This is a genomic window from Halotia branconii CENA392 (assembly GCF_029953635.1).
GTDB lineage: Bacteria > Cyanobacteriota > Cyanobacteriia > Cyanobacteriales > Nostocaceae > Halotia > Halotia branconii.
On the sequence record NZ_CP124543.1, the window covers coordinates 4,150,826 to 4,168,881 of the forward strand.

14 protein-coding genes are annotated in these 18,056 nt (G+C 40.1%); 3 read left to right on the forward strand and 11 right to left on the reverse strand.

The features are described from left to right. Positions 1–41: 41 nt before the first annotated feature. Positions 42–1,418: a GAF domain-containing sensor histidine kinase gene (locus QI031_RS18260; protein WP_281481081.1), complete on the reverse strand. Its 1,377-nt coding sequence runs from the start codon at positions 1,416–1,418 to the stop codon at positions 42–44. A 282-nt stretch (positions 1,419–1,700) separates the two neighbouring features. On the opposite strand from QI031_RS18260, the gene QI031_RS18265 reads away from it, so the two are divergent. Beyond that, a complete protein-coding gene (locus QI031_RS18265) occupies positions 1,701–2,024 on the forward strand; it encodes a DUF3155 domain-containing protein (RefSeq protein WP_281481082.1) in 324 nt (107 codons plus the stop codon). Positions 2,025–2,469: 445 nt separating this feature from the next. Here QI031_RS18265 and QI031_RS18270 read toward each other — a convergent pair whose 3' ends face one another. Together QI031_RS18270 and QI031_RS18275 are read right to left on the reverse strand one after the other, a co-directional pair. After that, on the reverse strand, positions 2,470–3,000 hold the full coding sequence (locus QI031_RS18270; RefSeq protein WP_281481083.1) for a cofactor assembly of complex C subunit B: 531 nt from the start codon (positions 2,998–3,000) through the stop codon (positions 2,470–2,472). Positions 3,001–3,058: 58 nt separating this feature from the next. Continuing rightward, the gene (locus tag QI031_RS18275) at positions 3,059–3,406 is read right to left on the reverse strand and encodes a PadR family transcriptional regulator (RefSeq protein WP_281481084.1); all 348 of its coding nucleotides are present in this window, start codon (positions 3,404–3,406) and stop codon (positions 3,059–3,061) included. A 544-nt stretch (positions 3,407–3,950) separates the two neighbouring features. Here QI031_RS18275 and QI031_RS18280 point away from each other — a divergent pair. Beyond that, positions 3,951–4,529: a DUF3611 family protein gene (locus QI031_RS18280; RefSeq protein ID WP_281481085.1), complete on the forward strand. Its 579-nt coding sequence runs from the start codon at positions 3,951–3,953 to the stop codon at positions 4,527–4,529. Positions 4,530–4,769: 240 nt separating this feature from the next. Beyond that, positions 4,770–6,050 carry a serine--tRNA ligase gene (serS, locus tag QI031_RS18285; RefSeq protein ID WP_281481086.1) on the forward strand — a complete coding sequence of 427 codons (1,281 nt, stop codon included), beginning with the start codon at positions 4,770–4,772 and terminating at the stop codon, positions 6,048–6,050. A gap of 1 nt (position 6,051) precedes the next feature. On the opposite strand, the gene QI031_RS18290 is transcribed toward serS, so the two are convergent. From QI031_RS18290 to pipX, 8 genes are all read right to left on the reverse strand, one after another. Continuing rightward, positions 6,052–7,287 (reverse strand): sensor histidine kinase, encoded by a 1,236-nt coding sequence (locus QI031_RS18290; RefSeq protein WP_281481087.1) that lies wholly within the window; start codon positions 7,285–7,287, stop codon positions 6,052–6,054. 59 nt (positions 7,288–7,346) lie between these two features. After that, the gene (locus tag QI031_RS18295) at positions 7,347–10,103 is read right to left on the reverse strand and encodes an ATP-binding protein (RefSeq protein WP_281481088.1); all 2,757 of its coding nucleotides are present in this window, start codon (positions 10,101–10,103) and stop codon (positions 7,347–7,349) included. Between the two features lie 349 nt (positions 10,104–10,452). Beyond that, entirely contained in the window at positions 10,453–11,091 is a 639-nt protein-coding gene (locus QI031_RS18300) for a nuclear transport factor 2 family protein (protein ID WP_281481089.1), read from the reverse strand. A 791-nt stretch (positions 11,092–11,882) separates the two neighbouring features. Then, a complete protein-coding gene (locus QI031_RS18305; protein ID WP_281481090.1) occupies positions 11,883–14,564 on the reverse strand; it encodes a DEAD/DEAH box helicase in 2,682 nt (893 codons plus the stop codon). A gap of 105 nt (positions 14,565–14,669) precedes the next feature. Continuing rightward, positions 14,670–15,482, reverse strand: coding sequence for a pyrroline-5-carboxylate reductase (gene proC / locus QI031_RS18310; RefSeq protein WP_281481091.1), 813 nt, complete (start codon positions 15,480–15,482; stop codon positions 14,670–14,672). 143 nt (positions 15,483–15,625) lie between these two features. Further along, complete coding sequence (locus QI031_RS18315; protein WP_281481092.1) at positions 15,626–16,228, reverse strand: cell division protein SepF; 603 nt, start codon at positions 16,226–16,228, stop codon at positions 15,626–15,628. Between the two features lie 363 nt (positions 16,229–16,591). Next, positions 16,592–17,260, reverse strand: coding sequence for a YggS family pyridoxal phosphate-dependent enzyme (locus tag QI031_RS18320; RefSeq protein ID WP_281481093.1), 669 nt, complete (start codon positions 17,258–17,260; stop codon positions 16,592–16,594). Then, positions 17,257–17,535 (reverse strand): transcriptional coactivator PipX, encoded by a 279-nt coding sequence (pipX, locus tag QI031_RS18325; RefSeq protein WP_281481094.1) that lies wholly within the window; start codon positions 17,533–17,535, stop codon positions 17,257–17,259. Before pipX ends, QI031_RS18320 begins: the two co-directional genes overlap by 4 nt. Positions 17,536–18,056 lie beyond the last annotated feature (521 nt).

Below are 18,056 nucleotides of genomic sequence, written 5' to 3' on the forward strand. Positions count from 1 at the left end.
GCGCTGGCTCCTCTTTGTTGGAACAACAAGACCGGGCTGGCTCACCTGCTCCCTGCCCCCTGCCTCTTATCAACTTCCGGCAACCAAACAATAAACGTAGTTCCCGGAGTATCGGGTGAAGTAATATCTGAATTGATTGCAGGGCTGAAAACTTCAATTTCGCCCTGCATTTGTTCGATTAATTGTTTAGCGATCGCTATTCCTAAACCCGTACCAGGAATTTGAGTTTGAGCTTGTACACCCCGATAATGTCGTTCTCCAAGATGTGCTAAATCTTGTGGAGGAATGCCAGGGCCAGTATCACTAATAGCAACTCCTTGAAAATTAGCTTTTTTTTGCCCTGCCTGGATGGAAATTTTGCCACCTGTGGGAGTATATTTCAATGCATTATCAATAATATTGCTTAATACTTCTCGCAATGCTTTGATGTTGGCTTTTACTATTGGCAAATTGGTAGGGATTTGTGTTTGTAGTTGCAGATGGCGCTCTTGTGCTATGGCTTGAGTTGAAACTAACAATGGCACTAATAAATCTTTTAAATAGCAATTAGTCGCTTGATCTCCCGTTCCTGGCAATAATAATGCTGGTTTGGATTCTTGTTGGACAGTAGCTTCTACAAATACTTCGTTTTCGGGCAGCGACCGTGGTGTTAAGTCTAACTCTGTCCAGTCAATGACTTTATCAAACTCTTGAAGTAATTCTTGCAGGCGATCGCTTTCTCGGACAATATTGGCTCCTACATCTCGGTTAGGATCACCTGGGCGCAGTCGCTTTAATAGCAGTTTGCCAAAGGTTCGTAAGGCTGTTAACGGGTTGCGGAACTGGTGCAATAAATTATCTAACAAATCTTGTTGCTGTTCTTGGAGAATTTGTTGTTGATGCAGTTGATGTTGCAGCCAAGCCCGACGTTGATCCAAAATACAAGCGATCGCCAGGGTTTGAACTATTCTTTGTATTTTGCTTTGCTCTTGTTCGTTCCAAGGGCGATCTTCCCTAGCTGTCACCAATAAACCGAGCATTACGCCCTCATGGATTAGAGGTAGCACGATTTGGTTTTGACTGAACAGGTATTCATCTTTTAAATAAGATTGCTCAGTATCTGGTATTTCTGTCTCCTGTGAAGAGTTAGGAGATTGCGATCCTGTAGTCAATAATTTTCCCTGTTGCCGGGGTAGTAGCAAAACATTGCTTATTTGGAGTTGCTTGCGTACTGTTGCTTGACTAATTTCTTGCCCTGACTGCAACAATGCTGTCTCTGGATAAACTACCACAGGAATCAATTTTGCCTCATCGGTTGGAGCATCTACCAATTCGTGTGTGAGGTAAACAACACTTAAAGTTGCTCCTAGCCCTTGGGTTAGCAGTGCTATTTGCTCTCGACATAGAGCAACAAAATCTGAACTGGCAGACATTAACATTTTTCAGCTCTTGCTCAGGATCACGGAATTTGAGGGAAGATTAAAGAAAACACTTAATTTTCCCTCACTCATTCAATAAAGCTTAACTAAAACTTCTCAGTAATAGCTTGCTTTTGGGGATTATATCTTCCACCACTATCGATTTAGCTATATACAAAAATATTATTTTTCCCGTATCAAAAGTTAAAAAACTATTGATTTTTTTAACTAGAACTTATATAATTGCGACGGATTTTGTAGCTATAACTACAATCTATCAGCTTGAAAGAGGAGGACAATAGGTTGGCAAGGAGACGCAAACGCAAAAGCCGTCGTCGCCAAGAAGGACGACGAATCTTAGAACATGTGCCTCAATATAGCATTGAAAGTGGCGAAGAAAAGCCTGTGACAGCAGCGAGAAAATTTATTCAAGCTGAGAGGATAGCGCCACCTGCTTTACTACTGGTAAAGCGAAATGAACACACCACAGACCGTTATTTCTGGGCAGAAAAGGGGCTGTTTGGTGCTCAATACGTAGAAGAAAACCATTTCTTGTTTCCCAGCTTACGGGTATTAGAAACTCCTGTAGGTACTGAACCTTTGGCTGTGGCTGTAGCTAGTCGCTAACCATAGATGGTTATTTTAATATGTTGAATGTGTCTTCTGACAATCATTTAACTGGCAAAGTTGCTCAGTTTATGCAAGATTTTGGTTTTTTTAAAGTTTGTAGCTGATTTGCCAGTAGACTTAATGTCCAAGTAATTGGATAATCAACTCTGATCAAACCGCTACGGTTTGTATAGTATTGGTTTTTAAGTCTAATGATGATGCACAAGGGAGTCAGGATAGAGCGAAATGCATCCAAAAACGAGAGTTGAGTTGCGCTCTCATCTTAGGGATTGCCCAGGAAGAAAGCTCTGTCAACAAACTACAGCTTTTTCCCTACAACATTTTGTCGTAGGGAAAACCTACGTCCCGTTAATCGTTTTTCCTTCTCCCTAATGTCCATTTCCTCAAGAATTGTCTAGAAGTCTGCATTTCACATTAAAGCAAGGGTAACAGAAAACCAAGTTTACTCACTAAGCTTAAACTGTAGTGTCTTTTGTAACTCACTGAGTTCATCTCGATGAGCAATTACAGTCAGCTTACTTGAGGAGTGTTGCTGATTTGGATTTGCTTCCAGTTTTAGTGACACTTTCTCAAGTCTCCCAGCTTTTCTCCAATAAAAAATACCACTTAAAGGTGATAGCAGTACTATTCCTAAAAAAAGAGTACCGACATTAGGAATGAGCATAGATAAAACCAATGCTAGACAAGCAAGACCAGCCGATGCCAGCAGTGTCAAAAACACTGCTAAAAACCAGCTTGGTTTTACAAACCCTTCAAAAGTCACTTGGTTTTTTTCCCGGTCTACCGCTGCCACTCGATAAGACCGAGAGCGAAAATACTCCTGTAATTGCGGCATTAAGGTAGCTTCGTTTTGCTCAGATACTAGTTGCACTATTTCTGTGCGGTCTTTGGTCGAGGCACGAATAAAAAAAATTAGCCCAACCGCTAATAACAAAGTTAGTAGCAACGTGGATGGCAGAATAGCAGTATCCATAACTAATTGTTAGTGTTTGACTGGAGGAGATTTATTCATTATCAATATCAATTATTCGTTAATTTGTCCTCCGATTGATGTAATCATGCCAAAGCTGGGCCAAATCCTGTGCTTGAACTTGCCATTCTGGAGAAACTTGGTACATCCGCCTCGGTCTTCCCCGACCTTCGAGTTTCTTCCAATACCCAGTGATTGCCCTATGGTCTTCGAGAAATTTGATCGCACTATAAAGTACGGTATCCGAAAGCCGATAGGTTGGATATTCAGTTTCCAATTGTTGGATTAACTCGGTTCCGTAGGATTCACCTCGTAGCAAAATATACAAAATATAACAAACTGCTAGTTCCTGACAGAGGTAAGTTGGCGGAGGATTCTCAAAGAATTGATATATATCCTCAAGTTTCATGGTTGGTGAATGGCTAAAAAAATGCCTTAGGGTAGAATCTACAAACCTTGCAGTAAGTATATAATGCTACTTTAATAAAGTAAGCATTATGATAGTGCTACTGAGACAAGACTTGCTAAACGTCAACATTAAACAGTAACCCACGATGCTAAATTCGCGGGAGGATAGTGAAAATCTTAGGAGCGCAAGATATACGCCCCTATCCAAGCTCTAGGCGGTGTGGTGAGGAGCAATTTAAGACAATGGTGCAGCCATTATCTTGGTGTCAAGTGATGCCGAGCTAGTTAGAACTGCTTAAGCATAAGATGCTATCGAAGAAATTTTACAGGTAAAATGCCGTTTTGTCTGTAAAAGTTAATAAACACTTTGTTGGATAGTGATTATCTTAGTGCAAATCTTAAAAAACTAAACCAAGTTAGATATTATGCGTATAAACACAAGAAAGCAAACATTTAGTACTGATTGTCTAAACTTGAGATATTCATTTCGTATCTGGTAAGTGTGATAGTAAATTTAGCAAGTGCCTAATACATAGTTGATCAGTATGTCGCAAACTCCGGACACTCCATCGTCTTCGTCTAATCTTCGGGCAATAGCCCAAACCTTTCGCCTGATAGGTTGGATTAGCTTCTGGATTCAGTTAGTACTAGGCGTAGTTTCTGGCATAATTGTGTTGCTGTTCGCCATATTTAATCAAAGATCTGGCAGCCCCAGTAATAATCCGGGAACTGGCTTTGGTGTTTTTTTAGCAGTTTGTGGATTAGTTGTTTTGGGTGGGGGCATTTATTTAGCTTACCGTTACACCAGAATAGGTAATCAACTACAATCTTCTAACCCCAGTAACCGTCCTCGTAAAAGTGAAACGGTGCAAGTATTACGCTTGGGACTGTGGGTAAATTTAGGCGGAACACTGGTGACTCTTTTGGGAGCTCAGGCGATCGTTGGTACGCTGGTAGCAAGGTCTATATCTCCCCAAGCTATAACTACTCAATTTTTTGATCCTACGCGGATTATTAGCGGTTTAGACATGCTTGTAGTACAGGCAAATACCAACACTGTATCAGCGCACTTTGCTGGACTTGTAGCGTCGCTTTGGCTACTCAATCGCGTCAACCGTCCTTAATAGGAGAAGTCGGCAAAAAAGGTAGAGGTTTTAAGAATATATGTAACCAGGGGCTAGAGGTTAGGGGCTAGGGGCTAGGAGTTGTGTATGTACTTCATGTAATTGGGAACTTCTATAGTGTGCAACTTTCTAGCTTTAGTAAAATTGCTAGGGCAAAATAAAAATTTTGCTTTTCCTGTGATGGCAAGTCAAAATCAGTATATGCTGATGTTTTGGCAGGTGAAAGACTGAGAAAAATCTGTGCTGGATATTAAGCAAATACGGGAAAATCCCCAACTCATTCAAGAACGATTGAATAGTCGTAGTGGTAAGTACGATATCGCCCCGATATTAAATTTAGATCGGCAACAGCGAGAATTGGAAGTGACACGCAGTCAACTCCAAGCTCAAAGCAACGAAATCGGTAAAATTGTTGGGCAGAAAATCAAATCTGGCATTACTCCTCAAGACCCAGAAATTCAATCCTTGCGGGACGAAGGTAACTCGATCAAAGCTACATTGAGTCAACTAGAACCCCAAGAGAAAAATCTCAAAACAGAAATTGAGCAATTAATCCTAGCACTGCCCAACTTGCCCAGCGATTCTACACCTGTGGGTAAGAGTGAAGAAGATAATGTAGAAGTGCGCCGCTGGGGTGATGAGTATATTCCCCAAAATCCGAATATTGTCCCTCACTGGGAAATTGGTGAAAAGCTAGGCATTCTCAATGTTGAACGGGCTGTGAAAGTGGCTCAAAGTCGCTTTATTACTCTGATAGGTGCTGGTGCTGCATTGGAGAGGGCATTAATTCAGTTTATGCTTGATTGTCAAACTCAAGCTGGGTATTTAGAAGTCAGTCCGCCACTTTTAGTGAATACTGCATCTTTGACAGCGACTGGTCAATTACCCAAGTTTGCGGAAGAAAGCTTTAAATGCGCTGATGATGACTTGTGGCTAATTCCGACGGCGGAAGTTCCAGTTACTAACCTCTACCGTGGTGAAATTCTTGCTGCTGAAGATTTGCCTATTTACCACTGTGCTTACACTCCTTGTTTTCGCCGTGAAGCTGGTAGTTATGGGCGCGATATGCGAGGATTAATTCGTCTGCATCAATTCAACAAGGTGGAATTGGTAAAATTTGTCAATCCTAGCACTTCCTTTGATGAATTAGAAAAATTGGTGGGGAATGCAGAAGCGATTTTACAGGCACTACAACTGCCTTATCGAGTCATAAATTTATGTAGCGGGGATTTAGGGTTTTCATCTACAAAAACTTATGATTTAGAAGTTTGGTTGCCTTCTTCTGGTAAATATCGAGAGATTTCTAGCTGTTCCAATTTTAAAGATTTCCAAGCACGACGGGGTGATATTCGTTTTAAAGAAGCCGGGAAGAAAGGCACTCAGTTCGTGCATACTCTCAATGGTTCTGGTTTGGCGGTAGGACGTACAATGGCAGCAATTTTGGAGAATTATCAACAACCAGATGGAACTGTGCAGATACCGGAAGCGTTGCAAACTTACTTAGGGCGTGAAGTGTTGTAATTTAGCAATCAACAGGTGTGCAATTGATAGGTATGGTAATTACAAATCGAGTACCTTCTCCTGGCGAGGAATTTACTTCTAGAGTCCCACCATGTTTTTCTATAATAATTTCATGAGCGATCGCTAACCCTAAACCAGTTCCTTTACCTAGAGGTTTGGTGGTAAAAAACTGCTCAAACATTCTCTGTTGTACTTCTTGGGGCATTCCTACACCGTTGTCAGCAATCTCAATCAATATAGATTTTTCGTCACTTGTAACGACTGTGCGAATCCAAATTGTCGGAGATTGTTTATTAGTATTTGCTTCGACTTGATCTATTAATTCATCAATAGCGTCAATAGCATTAGATAAAAGATTCATAAAAACTTGGTTGAGTTTTCCGGCGTAGCACTCTACTAAAGGCAAATCACCGTACTCTTTGACTACATTGATATTTGGTCGTATCGATGTGGCTTTGATGCGACTACCCAAAATGATCAAAGTACTATCAATGCCATCATGCAACTGTACCAATTGTAATGCCGTCTCGTCTAATCGGGAGAATAATCGCAGCGATCGCACAATATTTTCCACCCGTTCAGTACCCATTGTCATTGAGGATAAAAGCTGCGGCAAATCTTGCTTGAGAAAGTCAAGTTCGATTTGAGTTGAGTAAGCTTGAATCTCCGGAATAGGATGAGGTGTATGAATTTCATATAAGTGTAACAACTTCAGTAAGTCTTCTATATATTTTTGAGCATGAATTAAGTTACCAGAAACAAAATTTACCGGATTATTGATTTCATGAGCAATTCCTGCCACTAATTGCCCTAGGGAAGACATTTTTTCTTCCTGTACTAATTTTAATTGAGTTCTACGTAATTCTAGGTGGACATTGATTCGGGCTAATACCTCTTCATATTCAATGGGCTTTGTAATATAGTCTACTGCTCCTATTTGTAATCCCTTTACCTTATCAACTGTTTCAGAAAGAGCTGTCATAAAAATTACTGGAATATCTTTAGTTTTGGGATTATGTTTGAGGCGACGACACGTCTCAAACCCATCAATTCCCGGCATCATCACATCTAGCAAAATTAAATTAGGTAGAATTTCTTGCACTTTTTCTAAAGCACTTTTTCCATTTTTAGCCACAGAAACTCTAAAACCAGCTTGATTTAATATTTCAAATAAAACTTTGATATTAGTTGGGATATCATCAACTATCAAAATCGAATTATTGGGGATATTTTTCATAACGCACATTCTCAAATGCCTGACAAAAATAAAATTGTTGTAATTAAATATTAAAAAAATTATACTTGCGATAACTTTGGTTTAATAAACTCAACAATTGCTTCATCTTCAAATTCCTCAAGTAATTCTAAAATTTTATTAGTAAAGAGTGTATATTCAGAATTTAGCTTTTGAATGCGGTTTACTTCTTCTTGAATTTCCAAAACATAACCAGATTTAGCAGCTTGATATAAATTAACTAGTTCGACTGATGGTGGAAATGTTATTTCCTGAAAATTAACATCAAGAGTTGTAGAAGATTGATTAGACTGATAAATCCAGACTAATTGCAAGTGATTTTGTAACTTATCAAGCAACTCATCAACTTGCACAGGTTTAGGCAAAAAATCATTACAGCCAGCTTCTTGGCTTTGTTGGCGGTTCAATGTAAATACACTAGCAGAAGAAGCAATAATTACTGTATTTTGATATTCTGGTTGGGAACGCAAAAGTCGTGTCATCTGAAAGCCATCCATTACAGGCATTGCCAAATCAGTAATAATTAAATTGGGTTGGTAGGCTTTTGCTTTATCTAAACCCTCTTGACCATTGATAGCCTCAATGATTTTAAACCCTAACGGTTGCAGTAAATTGACAATGACAGCACGATTTTCCCAAAGATCATCAACAACTAAGATAGTTATTGATTTACCTTCATATTTAATGATATTAATGGGATTGTTATTTAATTGTGATTCCTCTAACTGGATGTAACTTGTAACTTCTGGTAAATCTAAATCAAACCAAAACTTGCTACCTTGACCATAAATACTTTCAACTTGAATTTCACTACCCATCATTTCCACAATTTGGCGGCTTATAGTTAGTCCTAAACCTGTGCCTTCAGTCTTAAAAGACATTTCTCCAACCTGTTCAAAAGGTAGAAAAATTTTCTGTAATTGCTCTGGAGTCATACCAACTCCTGTATCTTCAACTTGAAATCTAATTGTAGTAATTGGTAGTTGTTGATCTTGACTAAAATCTACTAATGATGTTATTTGATTAACTACTCCTACCGTAAATGTTACTTTTCCATCAGCTGTAAATTTAATAGCATTACCTAAAAGATTAATTAATACTTGTCGTAGACGTTTTTCATCAGCATAAATAACAGTTGGTATATAGTTGGAGATTTGATAATGAAAACTAACTTCTTTTTGTTCTGCTTTCACACGGCAGATATCACCAACTCCCGTCAAGAAGTTTTTTAAGTTAAAGTTATTTGGGTAAAGTTCTAGTTTCCTCGCTTCGATTTTGGAAATATCTAAAATATCATTAATCAGCATCAAAAGATGAGAACCGCATTGATAAATAATACTGATAGCGTCTTTTTGGCGGGAACTAACAGTTTGATCGCGTTGTAAAATTTGGGCGTAGCCCAGAATACCGTTAAGGGGAGTACGAAGTTCGTGACTCATATTGGCCAGAAATTCGCTTTTTGCTTGGTTGGCAGCATCGGCTGTTTCTTTTGCTGTTTTTAATTCTATAGTTCGTTCTTCAACCCGCTTTTCTAAAGCTGTAAAAGATTCCCGTAATTGTCCTGCCATTTGGTTGAAAGCTTGGGCAAGAATGCTGAGTTCTTTAACATCAGAAACTTCTACTGTTTGGTCAAGATTACCAGATGCGATCGCACTACTAGCTTTAGTTAAACTTAAAATAGGCTGAGAAATCCAACGAGATGTATATATTCCTAAAATTGTCGCTAAGAAAAGCGCCCCTAGACACAGCCAGATAGTAGTCTGATTATTAGCATTAATTTGAGCCATAAAGTCAGTTTCAGGAACAATGACAATCACTAGCCAATCCAAACCGAATTTGTCATGCCAAGGTGTTACTTGTACAAACTGACGTTCGCCGTGAAATTTTAATGCAACTTGTTGGGTCTTTTTAATTTTTTGAAAATTGCCAAATTTTTGTTGTAGATATTTTGCCGTACTTTTAATTAAAGCATCATTGCTATTTAATGCTGATAATCTTTGTGCTTGACCAGCAATCACTTTGTATGGTAAATCGTCAACTGAAGAAGCTACTATTTCTCCAGAACGCTCTACAATAAATATTTGACCTGACTTACCAAGTTTCAAGCTGGTTAAAAAATTACTAATTTGTGACAAAATTAAATCGACACTAATTACACCAACTAACTTTTGATTCACATCATCATAAATAGGATAGCTGGAAGATATCGAAAATATTTCTGGTTTATCTTCCCACTGATAAATTTGACTCCACACAGGTTTACCTGCCTTGGCGGCATCTGTATACCAAGCTTCTAGGCGAGGGTCATAATTTTTAACTGCTGTTAGTTCGCGGCGATTTCCTTGATTATCTGTGGTATAAACATAAAGTTTACCAATGCCTTTGGGTGCAGAAACTTCGTTAATCAAAAGATTGCCATCATCTAAACGTTCAACTCCAATAAATTCTCCTTGGGGGTTGGCAAAGCTATTGTAGCCAATATTAAATACCCGCATTTGTTTCCAGAAGTAATACCCAGTTTGCTGAAAATCTTGTAAATTCAGCATTTTTAATTCTCTGGCATCTGCATTGATTTGATTAATTTGATGAGGAATTGCTAGGTAAGTATCAAGATGCTGACCAACTAGTATATTGACTTGACTCATTAATTGTAGAGCAAGGTCATTAACTGCTTTTTGCCCATTTCTAAAAGATAAATAACCTACTAGTCCGACTGCGGCAAAGATTTGGATGACAAAAGGAACAATGAGGATGAGGCGCAAGGGCATCTTTTGGGAATTTTTAGCACCATGCTTCATAATTTTAAGTTTTGGGCTGCTAAGAATGTGTGGTGTAAATCTCTGGCGTTATTTTGCCCATTCTCTTGCTATTGATATCATCCAATACATTAACCTACTGTCTCCTGTTATCGGAATTTTACTGCGATCGCTTTGTGATCAATAATTTAGTTGTATCAATACCTCCGCCATTTTTGTGTAGTATCTGTTGGGTTTCCCTGCGGGTTCGCTGAAAGCATTCTCGTCAGAGTAACCCCTTCGCGTCTACGTGCCTCAATCAAACCTACGAATCAAGGCTTTTTTTACTTTGGCGAAGGTATTATGTATCTATTTTTAAGTAATTAATGCTTCATGTGTGGTATGTGTAGTTCTACTGGGCATTTCTGGCGGTTGGGGTAGTTGGGGAACTCAAGTTTAAGAAATCAATCAGCGTCAGGATTCTATTACTAATTTTCCAGCGCCCATTTCTGTTGAGAATGACATCATCTTCATAGGTACCATTGGCAACATCAATGCTGGTTTCCGAACGTTTGTGAGTTGCATGGAGGTAAGAGGACATCTTGGCACGGTTAGATCGAACCGAGATGTTGATCGTACCTATAAGATGTTGAGTAGCTAGATATCCATTTCCTTGGAATACAGAATAAACAAAATCCGCCCAAGCATCTGTACCAATGCGTGTTTCACTTGCGCCATTAGGGAAAATGGCAGTGATACGTGCATCTTGAGTAAAACAATCCCGATAAATATTTTTCCCTTCTTGGAGGTTTCCTCTACCAATGGCATCAGTTCCCAGTGCATAACAGTTTGTTAATTTTTGAATTTCTAATTCTGCATTAGGTTGAGTTACGCTTGCTGACTCAAAATTAGGTTGAATCGCGCTTGCTAGTTCAAATCTACTTCCAAGTAATAACGTCAAAATAGCTGTCAGCGAAATTAAGGTTACACGATGTAATAGAAACGAAATAACCTTTGAAATTACTCGCTTGTTTTCTCTGTTTTTTTCCACAAAAGGAATCCTTTGTTTTAATAATTTTTACATCTTACACCTCACCGTAAACTTAGATTACAGCCAAAAACTTTAGTTTATTAACATAGACTAAAACTATTGCATATTTATCTAAAGCTTACTTAATAGTTCAGCAAAAATTATTTATTGGTGAATTTCGGATTGGTGTAAAATTTCAGTATCCAATTATTTATAGCAAGTAAAAAATTAATTTGTAACTGTTATTTGTAACCAATATTATGCTGATAAATCTAGCTAGAACAGCTAACATTGGCATGAATTATTTACCACCGAAATCATACTTAGGGCTTGCTGAAAAAGTCTTTTGGTAGGGGCAGGAAACAGGGAACAGGGAACAGGGAACAGTTTTATGCCTATGGTTTCCAATTTTTTGAACTCCAAAAAATTTGATATCCAAGGTTTTTAAGGCTTATACGCCTATTTTCATGCACTTTTTTCTCAAAAAATAGCCGCAAAACTTTACAAGACAAGACTTTTAAAGCTGTTCAGCAGACCCTACTTACAATCTAGATGAAGAGTTTAAAAAGTCAATTGCTTCGCTTTACTCGCAATGACAATTGGGTATTGTTTTACTTTGAGTACTCTTAACTGTTATCAGTTATCAGTCATCAGTCATCAGGTAATTTCTATTCGCCAATTTACAGCAAATTTCATTTGGATAAGGTACATTTTTCTAGCCTCTAGCCTCTAGTCTCTAGTCTCTAGCCCCTTTTTTCTTAAAAGGTGTACTACACCCAACCGAGAAACGCTGTAAATCATTTCTACCAATGTCATTCTACTGTCTCATTAACTGGGAATCGATCAATTAATTGCATAGCTCGACGGGCATTGCGCTGTAGAGATTCTGGCAAGTTGGGAACGTGGGGAATCTGGGATAATAAATCCAAAGTCCGGCGTAAAATTCTCACTACATCACCTTCATCTAAGGTGGTATGATCGCAGAGTTCTGTCCATTCTTTTCCTAATGCCCATTGTTCGACAATGGCAATTAAGTTAAGAAATCGATGCTCTAAACCAACAGGTAAGGCTACACCATGTCGGTATTGAATCTTTAAAACCGAACGGCGGATTGGTTGTAATCTAGACCAAGCATTATCTGCTTCTGAGGAAAGTTCAAAGTTAACTTTAGTGTCAGGACGTGGGGTTTCTGTCACCAAAGCGGCGGCGACTGCTGCTAAATGGTGCGGATCTATATAGTCTAATTCACCACTGGCGAGTGATAAACCCAGCCATAATTCATTTTCTCCTCGAATTGCCGCCGCAACTTCCCCCAATTGTGTGGGTACTAAGTTATCTAAACAGCCAAACTGTTGCAGAATCGTGATTAAGTTGAGAAATTCTTCCCAATGACGTTGTGATTGTTGCTCTACTTGAGTTTGCAATTCTTCCAATTCTGCTTCTAGTTCTACATAGCGCGCCCTACGTTTGTAAATCGCACCCACATTGCCCGATTGATGTATGGGATGATTTTCTAATTGCTCTTGGACAGCAGTCGTCCGACTGAGTTGTTCGGCAACTTCTGGGGGCGTGTACAGAAACTCTCCAGGGTCAGGAATTTGTTGAGCGATCGCCCATGTGACTTCATTTCCACGGCCTGATTGCCCTGGTTGAAAGAGCAGTTCTGGTGGTGGTAAGATTTCTGGCGGCACTTCAACTCGTGGTAATTCGGCATATAAATCAACTACATCCTCGCTTGTGGCCACATACCAACGGTTATCGCATCCCAAACACACTAAATAAGGAAGTTCTACAGAATCAGGTGTTTTCCCGACTAATACTGCTGTTATGGGTGAAGACACTGTGATGTTTTTACCCTTGAGACTCAATAGAGTTCCGGAGATTGCAAAGCTCAACATCATACCTAATTGTTCTTGTCGGTCTTGTTGTGCTTGTTCTTGCAGTGTTTTTAATAACTGGCGTTCTACTTTCAGGCGTTGTCGCAATTTTTCATAAATTGCCAATTCGTTTTCATCAACAGCGTCAATTTGCTCTTGCAGTTGAGCTAATTGTGCTTGGATATCGGCAATTTCATCATAATCTGGTCGCAGATGCAACGTCGCCATGTACTGCCCAAAGCTGCGTTCTATCAGTTCTCTGGTTTGTTCTAAGGTATGGGTTTGCAGTAGATTCAGCACCATACCGTAGCTAGGCGTAAACTGGCTAACTAAGGGATCTGGTTTAGATGTGGCTAAATATGCCGCTTCTTTCGCACCTTCAAAGGGAGTTTGAACTGTGACTACATGACCTTGTTCATCCATGCCTCGACGGCCAGCCCGCCCTGCCATTTGCAAAAATTCGGAAGCGTTCAATAAGCGGTGTCCAGAGTCGGTGCGCTTAGAAAGGGTGGAAATGACTGTTGTCCGGGCGGGCATATTAATACCCGCAGCCAGTGTTTCGGTAGCGAAAACTACTTTAATTAGTCCTTGCTGGAACAATTCTTCTACCAACACTTTCCATGCAGGTAAAATACCGGCGTGGTGGGCAGCAATTCCCCGGTAAAGGGGAGCAATTTGTCCAGAACGCCCAGCTTCGGGGTTGCGATTTAAAAAATCATCAATTTGTCGGCGCAATGTCTGCGATTCGTCATTATTTACTAGCCATAGATCACCTACTTCAGCCACCGCTTTATCACATCCCCGACGACTAAAGATAAAGTATATTGCTGGCAACATGTCTCGTTGCTGAAGCTGGCTGAGAGTATAAATAATCCCAGGTGCTTCTGGTCTTCCACCTTTACCTCTATCCCCTTGCCTTCTTTTGCCCCTATTTGCCAAGCGGGGGTTAATTTTAGTTTTGCTATCGTTCAGCAGGGGAAATAAGCCTTTGGGATTGCAATAATGAAATTCCAAGGGTACAGGGCGAAAATCAGAGTAAATTAGGTCAGTTGGGCCATGAACGCGATTTAACCAATTGGTGAGTTGATCGCTGTTGGCAACTGTAGCTGAAAGGGCTGCTAGTTGAATTTCACGAGGACAATAGATGATTGATTCTTCCCAAACTGTGCCTCGTTGGCGATCGTTCATGTAGTGGCATTCATCTAGTATCACCGCTTCAACATCTACCAAGGAAATGCCAATTTGTCCAATCGGTGTGCCATAAAGCATGTTGCGGAAAATTTCTGTGGTCATCACCAAAATTGGTGCATCTCTGTTAATAGAAGCATCTCCAGTTAACAGTCCTACTTGGTCAAAGCCAAATTTTTCTCGAAAGTCACGTAATTTTTGATTCGACAACGCCTTGAGGGGAGTGGTGTAAAACACACGTTTTCCTCGTGACAAGGCGCGATAAATGGCGTATTCGCCTACTAATGTTTTGCCCGAACCTGTGGGCGCACATACAACTACAGAGCGATCGCCATTTAAGGACGCGATCGCATCTTTTTGGAATTGATCCAGATCAAAGGGAAATATCAACCCTAGGTCAAGTTCTGGAGACGGCGCGGGATAATTCACTCAATCACATTTGCAACCAGATTGTTTACTATATTAACGGCTATCTTGTCAACTTCGTTAGGAGTATTAGGGATTGTTTATAAGGAAAGCTCTTTCCCTAACCCCTCATTTTCCCAATTCTTGAGAGCGTTGTGCAGCCACTTTCACGGCTTCAATTAAAGCTGAACGAAAACCTGAGCGTTCTAGCTGGGCAATCCCAGCAATGGTAGTACCGCCGGGACTGGTAACGCGGTCTTTTAGTTCAGCTGGATGCATTTTGCTTTCTTGTAATAGTTTCGCTGTTCCCAGTACAGTTTGCAAGGCTAGTTGATTGGCGATGCCTCTGGGCAAACCTGCTGCTACTCCTCCGTCAGCCAGGGCTTCTGTCATTAAGGCTACGTAAGCAGGGCCACTACCAGATAATCCTGTGACTGCATCCATCAACGTTTCTGAAACTTCTACAACTTCTCCTACCGCCGAAAAAATTTGTTGTGCTATTTGCTGGTGTTTGGCGTGGGTGTATGCACCTAAACAGATCGCTGTAATTCCTGCCCCTACTGTTGCTGGTGTATTGGGCATGGCTCTAATTACAGGTAATTGCGGAAACGCAGCTTCTAACTGATTTAAACATACCCCTGCCAAAATAGAAATTACTAGGGGCGAGATTTCTATAGTAATAATATCTGCTAATTCTTGAGCGATCGCGCTAAATACTTGCGGTTTTACTGCCAAAAATACGACTTCACTTGCTTGGGTAAACACCAGGCCATTATCTATAGTTATAGCCACATCATATTTTTGCTGCAAAAAATCTTGACGCGCCGATAAGGGTTCGCTGACTATAACTTCCGAAGGCTGATAAATTCCCCGCGCAATAAGGCGGGATAATAGCGCTTCTCCCATTATCCCGCCACCAATTAAACCAAATTTAATAGTCATTACTTAATAGTCAATAGTCATTAGTTAATAGTTAGGTATGAGCGAATTTAATCTATCAATATATGGTAAAACACTATATACAGTTAAACTCGCCCGTACAAGAATCAAAAACTTTTGACTCTAAACTATTGACAAATTTAACTTTACTGTGCCATCCGGTTGGTTTCGTTGCCCCAGGCTGGAGTTGCATTAGTTGCGGCGGGACGTGCAGGGCGGGCTGGCGGTTGTGGTACTTCATGAATAACTCCACCTTGAGTACTAACTTGCACACAGCTTGGTGTAAACAAAAAGATGCTTTCTCCGATGCGCTCTTGATGTCCATCGAGTGCGTAAGTCCCACCTGCAACAAAATCTACTGCCCGTTGGGCTTGATCCGGGTCCATGATCGTCAAGTTTAACACTACTGACTTGCGCTCTCTTAAAGCTTGAATTGCTTGAGGCATTTCTTCAAATGTCCGTGGTTCAAGCACTAATACTTCTGAAATTCCGTTACTTGCTCCTGGCATACCAATCACATTCCCCATTGTAGACTTTGATACTGCTGCTGCTACATCATCACTCATTGTAGTCACGGGTTCTCGCCAACGTCGATTTTGAGCGGTGGCTTCTGCTGGTGCTGGCTGAGGATTTTCTTGCTGATATAGATTTTGATAATTATCTGTATCTGCCTCTTCTTCGTAATACTCGTATTCTACTTGTTCGTTGAGACCTACAAAGTCTCGAAGTTTGGAAAATATATTGTTCATTATTTCGCTCCTGGTAAAAATTACCCTTATTTGATGTGGCTATGAGTTAATGTAGCCAGTTTTAATCGCTACAAAAAAGAACAACCTCATGATTTTATCGCTGCTTGTAGCCTCTATCACAGTGATCAGTGATGAACTGGCGCTGTCGGCAACGCCTGTAGATTAACCTAGATACAATAATGAGTCAAGATTATATCCTAATGATTGTCCGAAATAAAACTGAGTTTACCTCCTTTTTTCTGAGCAGTCACGTTTTTTAAAACTAATTTTTGTGTACAATCACGCACCAGTATTATCTAAAAAACCTCTGTAGGTTATCCCTAGTGCTATTAATACTTAACCCAAAAGATCGGAACTTAGACGCTAAGTGCGATCGCCAAATAATATCGTTCCTAATCTTACCATCGTTGCTCCAGCTTGCACTGCCAGTTGGTAGTCGCCTGACATCCCCATCGACAACTGCTCCATTTTTAGATGAGACCAACTTTGTTCTTGGATTTCTTTAGCTAACTTGCGAGTACTATTAAAGACGCTCAGTATCTCCGTATTACTTAATGCTAACGGTGGAATTGTCATCAAACCTTGAATTTGTAAAAATTTACACTGATTAAGTGCAGGTAAGTCAGCTAATAGTTCTGACACACTCCAACCCGACTTGTTAGAATCGGCAAGAATCTTCACTTGCAAGCAAACCTGAGGACTAACTCCTAGATCTTGCGCTAATTGATTTAAGCGCTGTGCCAACTTCAAGTTATCTACAGAATGAATCCAAGGAAATAGTTCAATTGCTTTTTTGGCTTTATTACTTTGCAAATGTCCAATAAAGTGCCAGGTAATATCCGATAAATCTTGCAATTCGGTTTGTTTACTGGCAGCTTCTTGGATACGATTTTCGCCGAAATCGCGGATTCCGGCGTTATACGCAGATCGAATTACCTCAGTCGGAACTTGCTTGCTGACAGCAATCAATCGGACTGAAGGTGGAAGTGAGGCGCGAATTGTGGTAATACGTTCGTTAATCGAACTAGTCATTGGAAGGTGCGTTGGAAAACACTCTGAAGCTGATCGTACTCCTGAGATTGACCACTGCGACGCAAAATACGCAAGCGATTTTCTAACAGCATTCTTGCCTCTGTACGTCCTATAGGCTGAAATTTAATACCTTTAACATCATTGGCGACGACAAAAAACAAGCGTTGAGCATAAAGTGTAGTGAACAGATCTTGGTTTTCGTCAACCATGCAGATCCGATAAAGCAAACCCCAAGTTGGATGATTTATGTAGGTTTCAGAGTTTTCTGGATTCATTTAGTAGTCAAGGTAGGAGTATGTATCTTTTTGCAGATAAGTACAAACATCCAGACGATAATAACTCTCTTTCGTCAGAATATTTGGACAGAGTTACGCAAAACTCAGCAATTTTTGCCGTTGAATAACGGTGATGAAAACCTTAATCTAGTTCCTCATGGGCAGATGAAGTTAGCCATAGGGAAGCAGAACAGTACAACAGAGGCGATAATTCTGGTATTGTCAAGCCTTTGAGGTAGATTGGACAATTGAACCCGCAAAGAAATCGCTGTTTGCTCTTGACGAATCATACTCAGTTGCAATTGCTAAACCAGAAAGTCTTAACCATTTTGCTTGATTTTCCCCGTGGCAACAGGATACACCCCTTTCAGCGCCCAAGGGCAAAAGTCAACCCACCCTGCTTTTGACTGCCGCAGAAGCATCTACATAGCTTCTGTTTACACTAGCTTCTTTTAATGTTGCCATAATTATTGATTTGTGGCGCAAAATAGCTTAGGAATAGGGCATTGGGCATTGGGCAT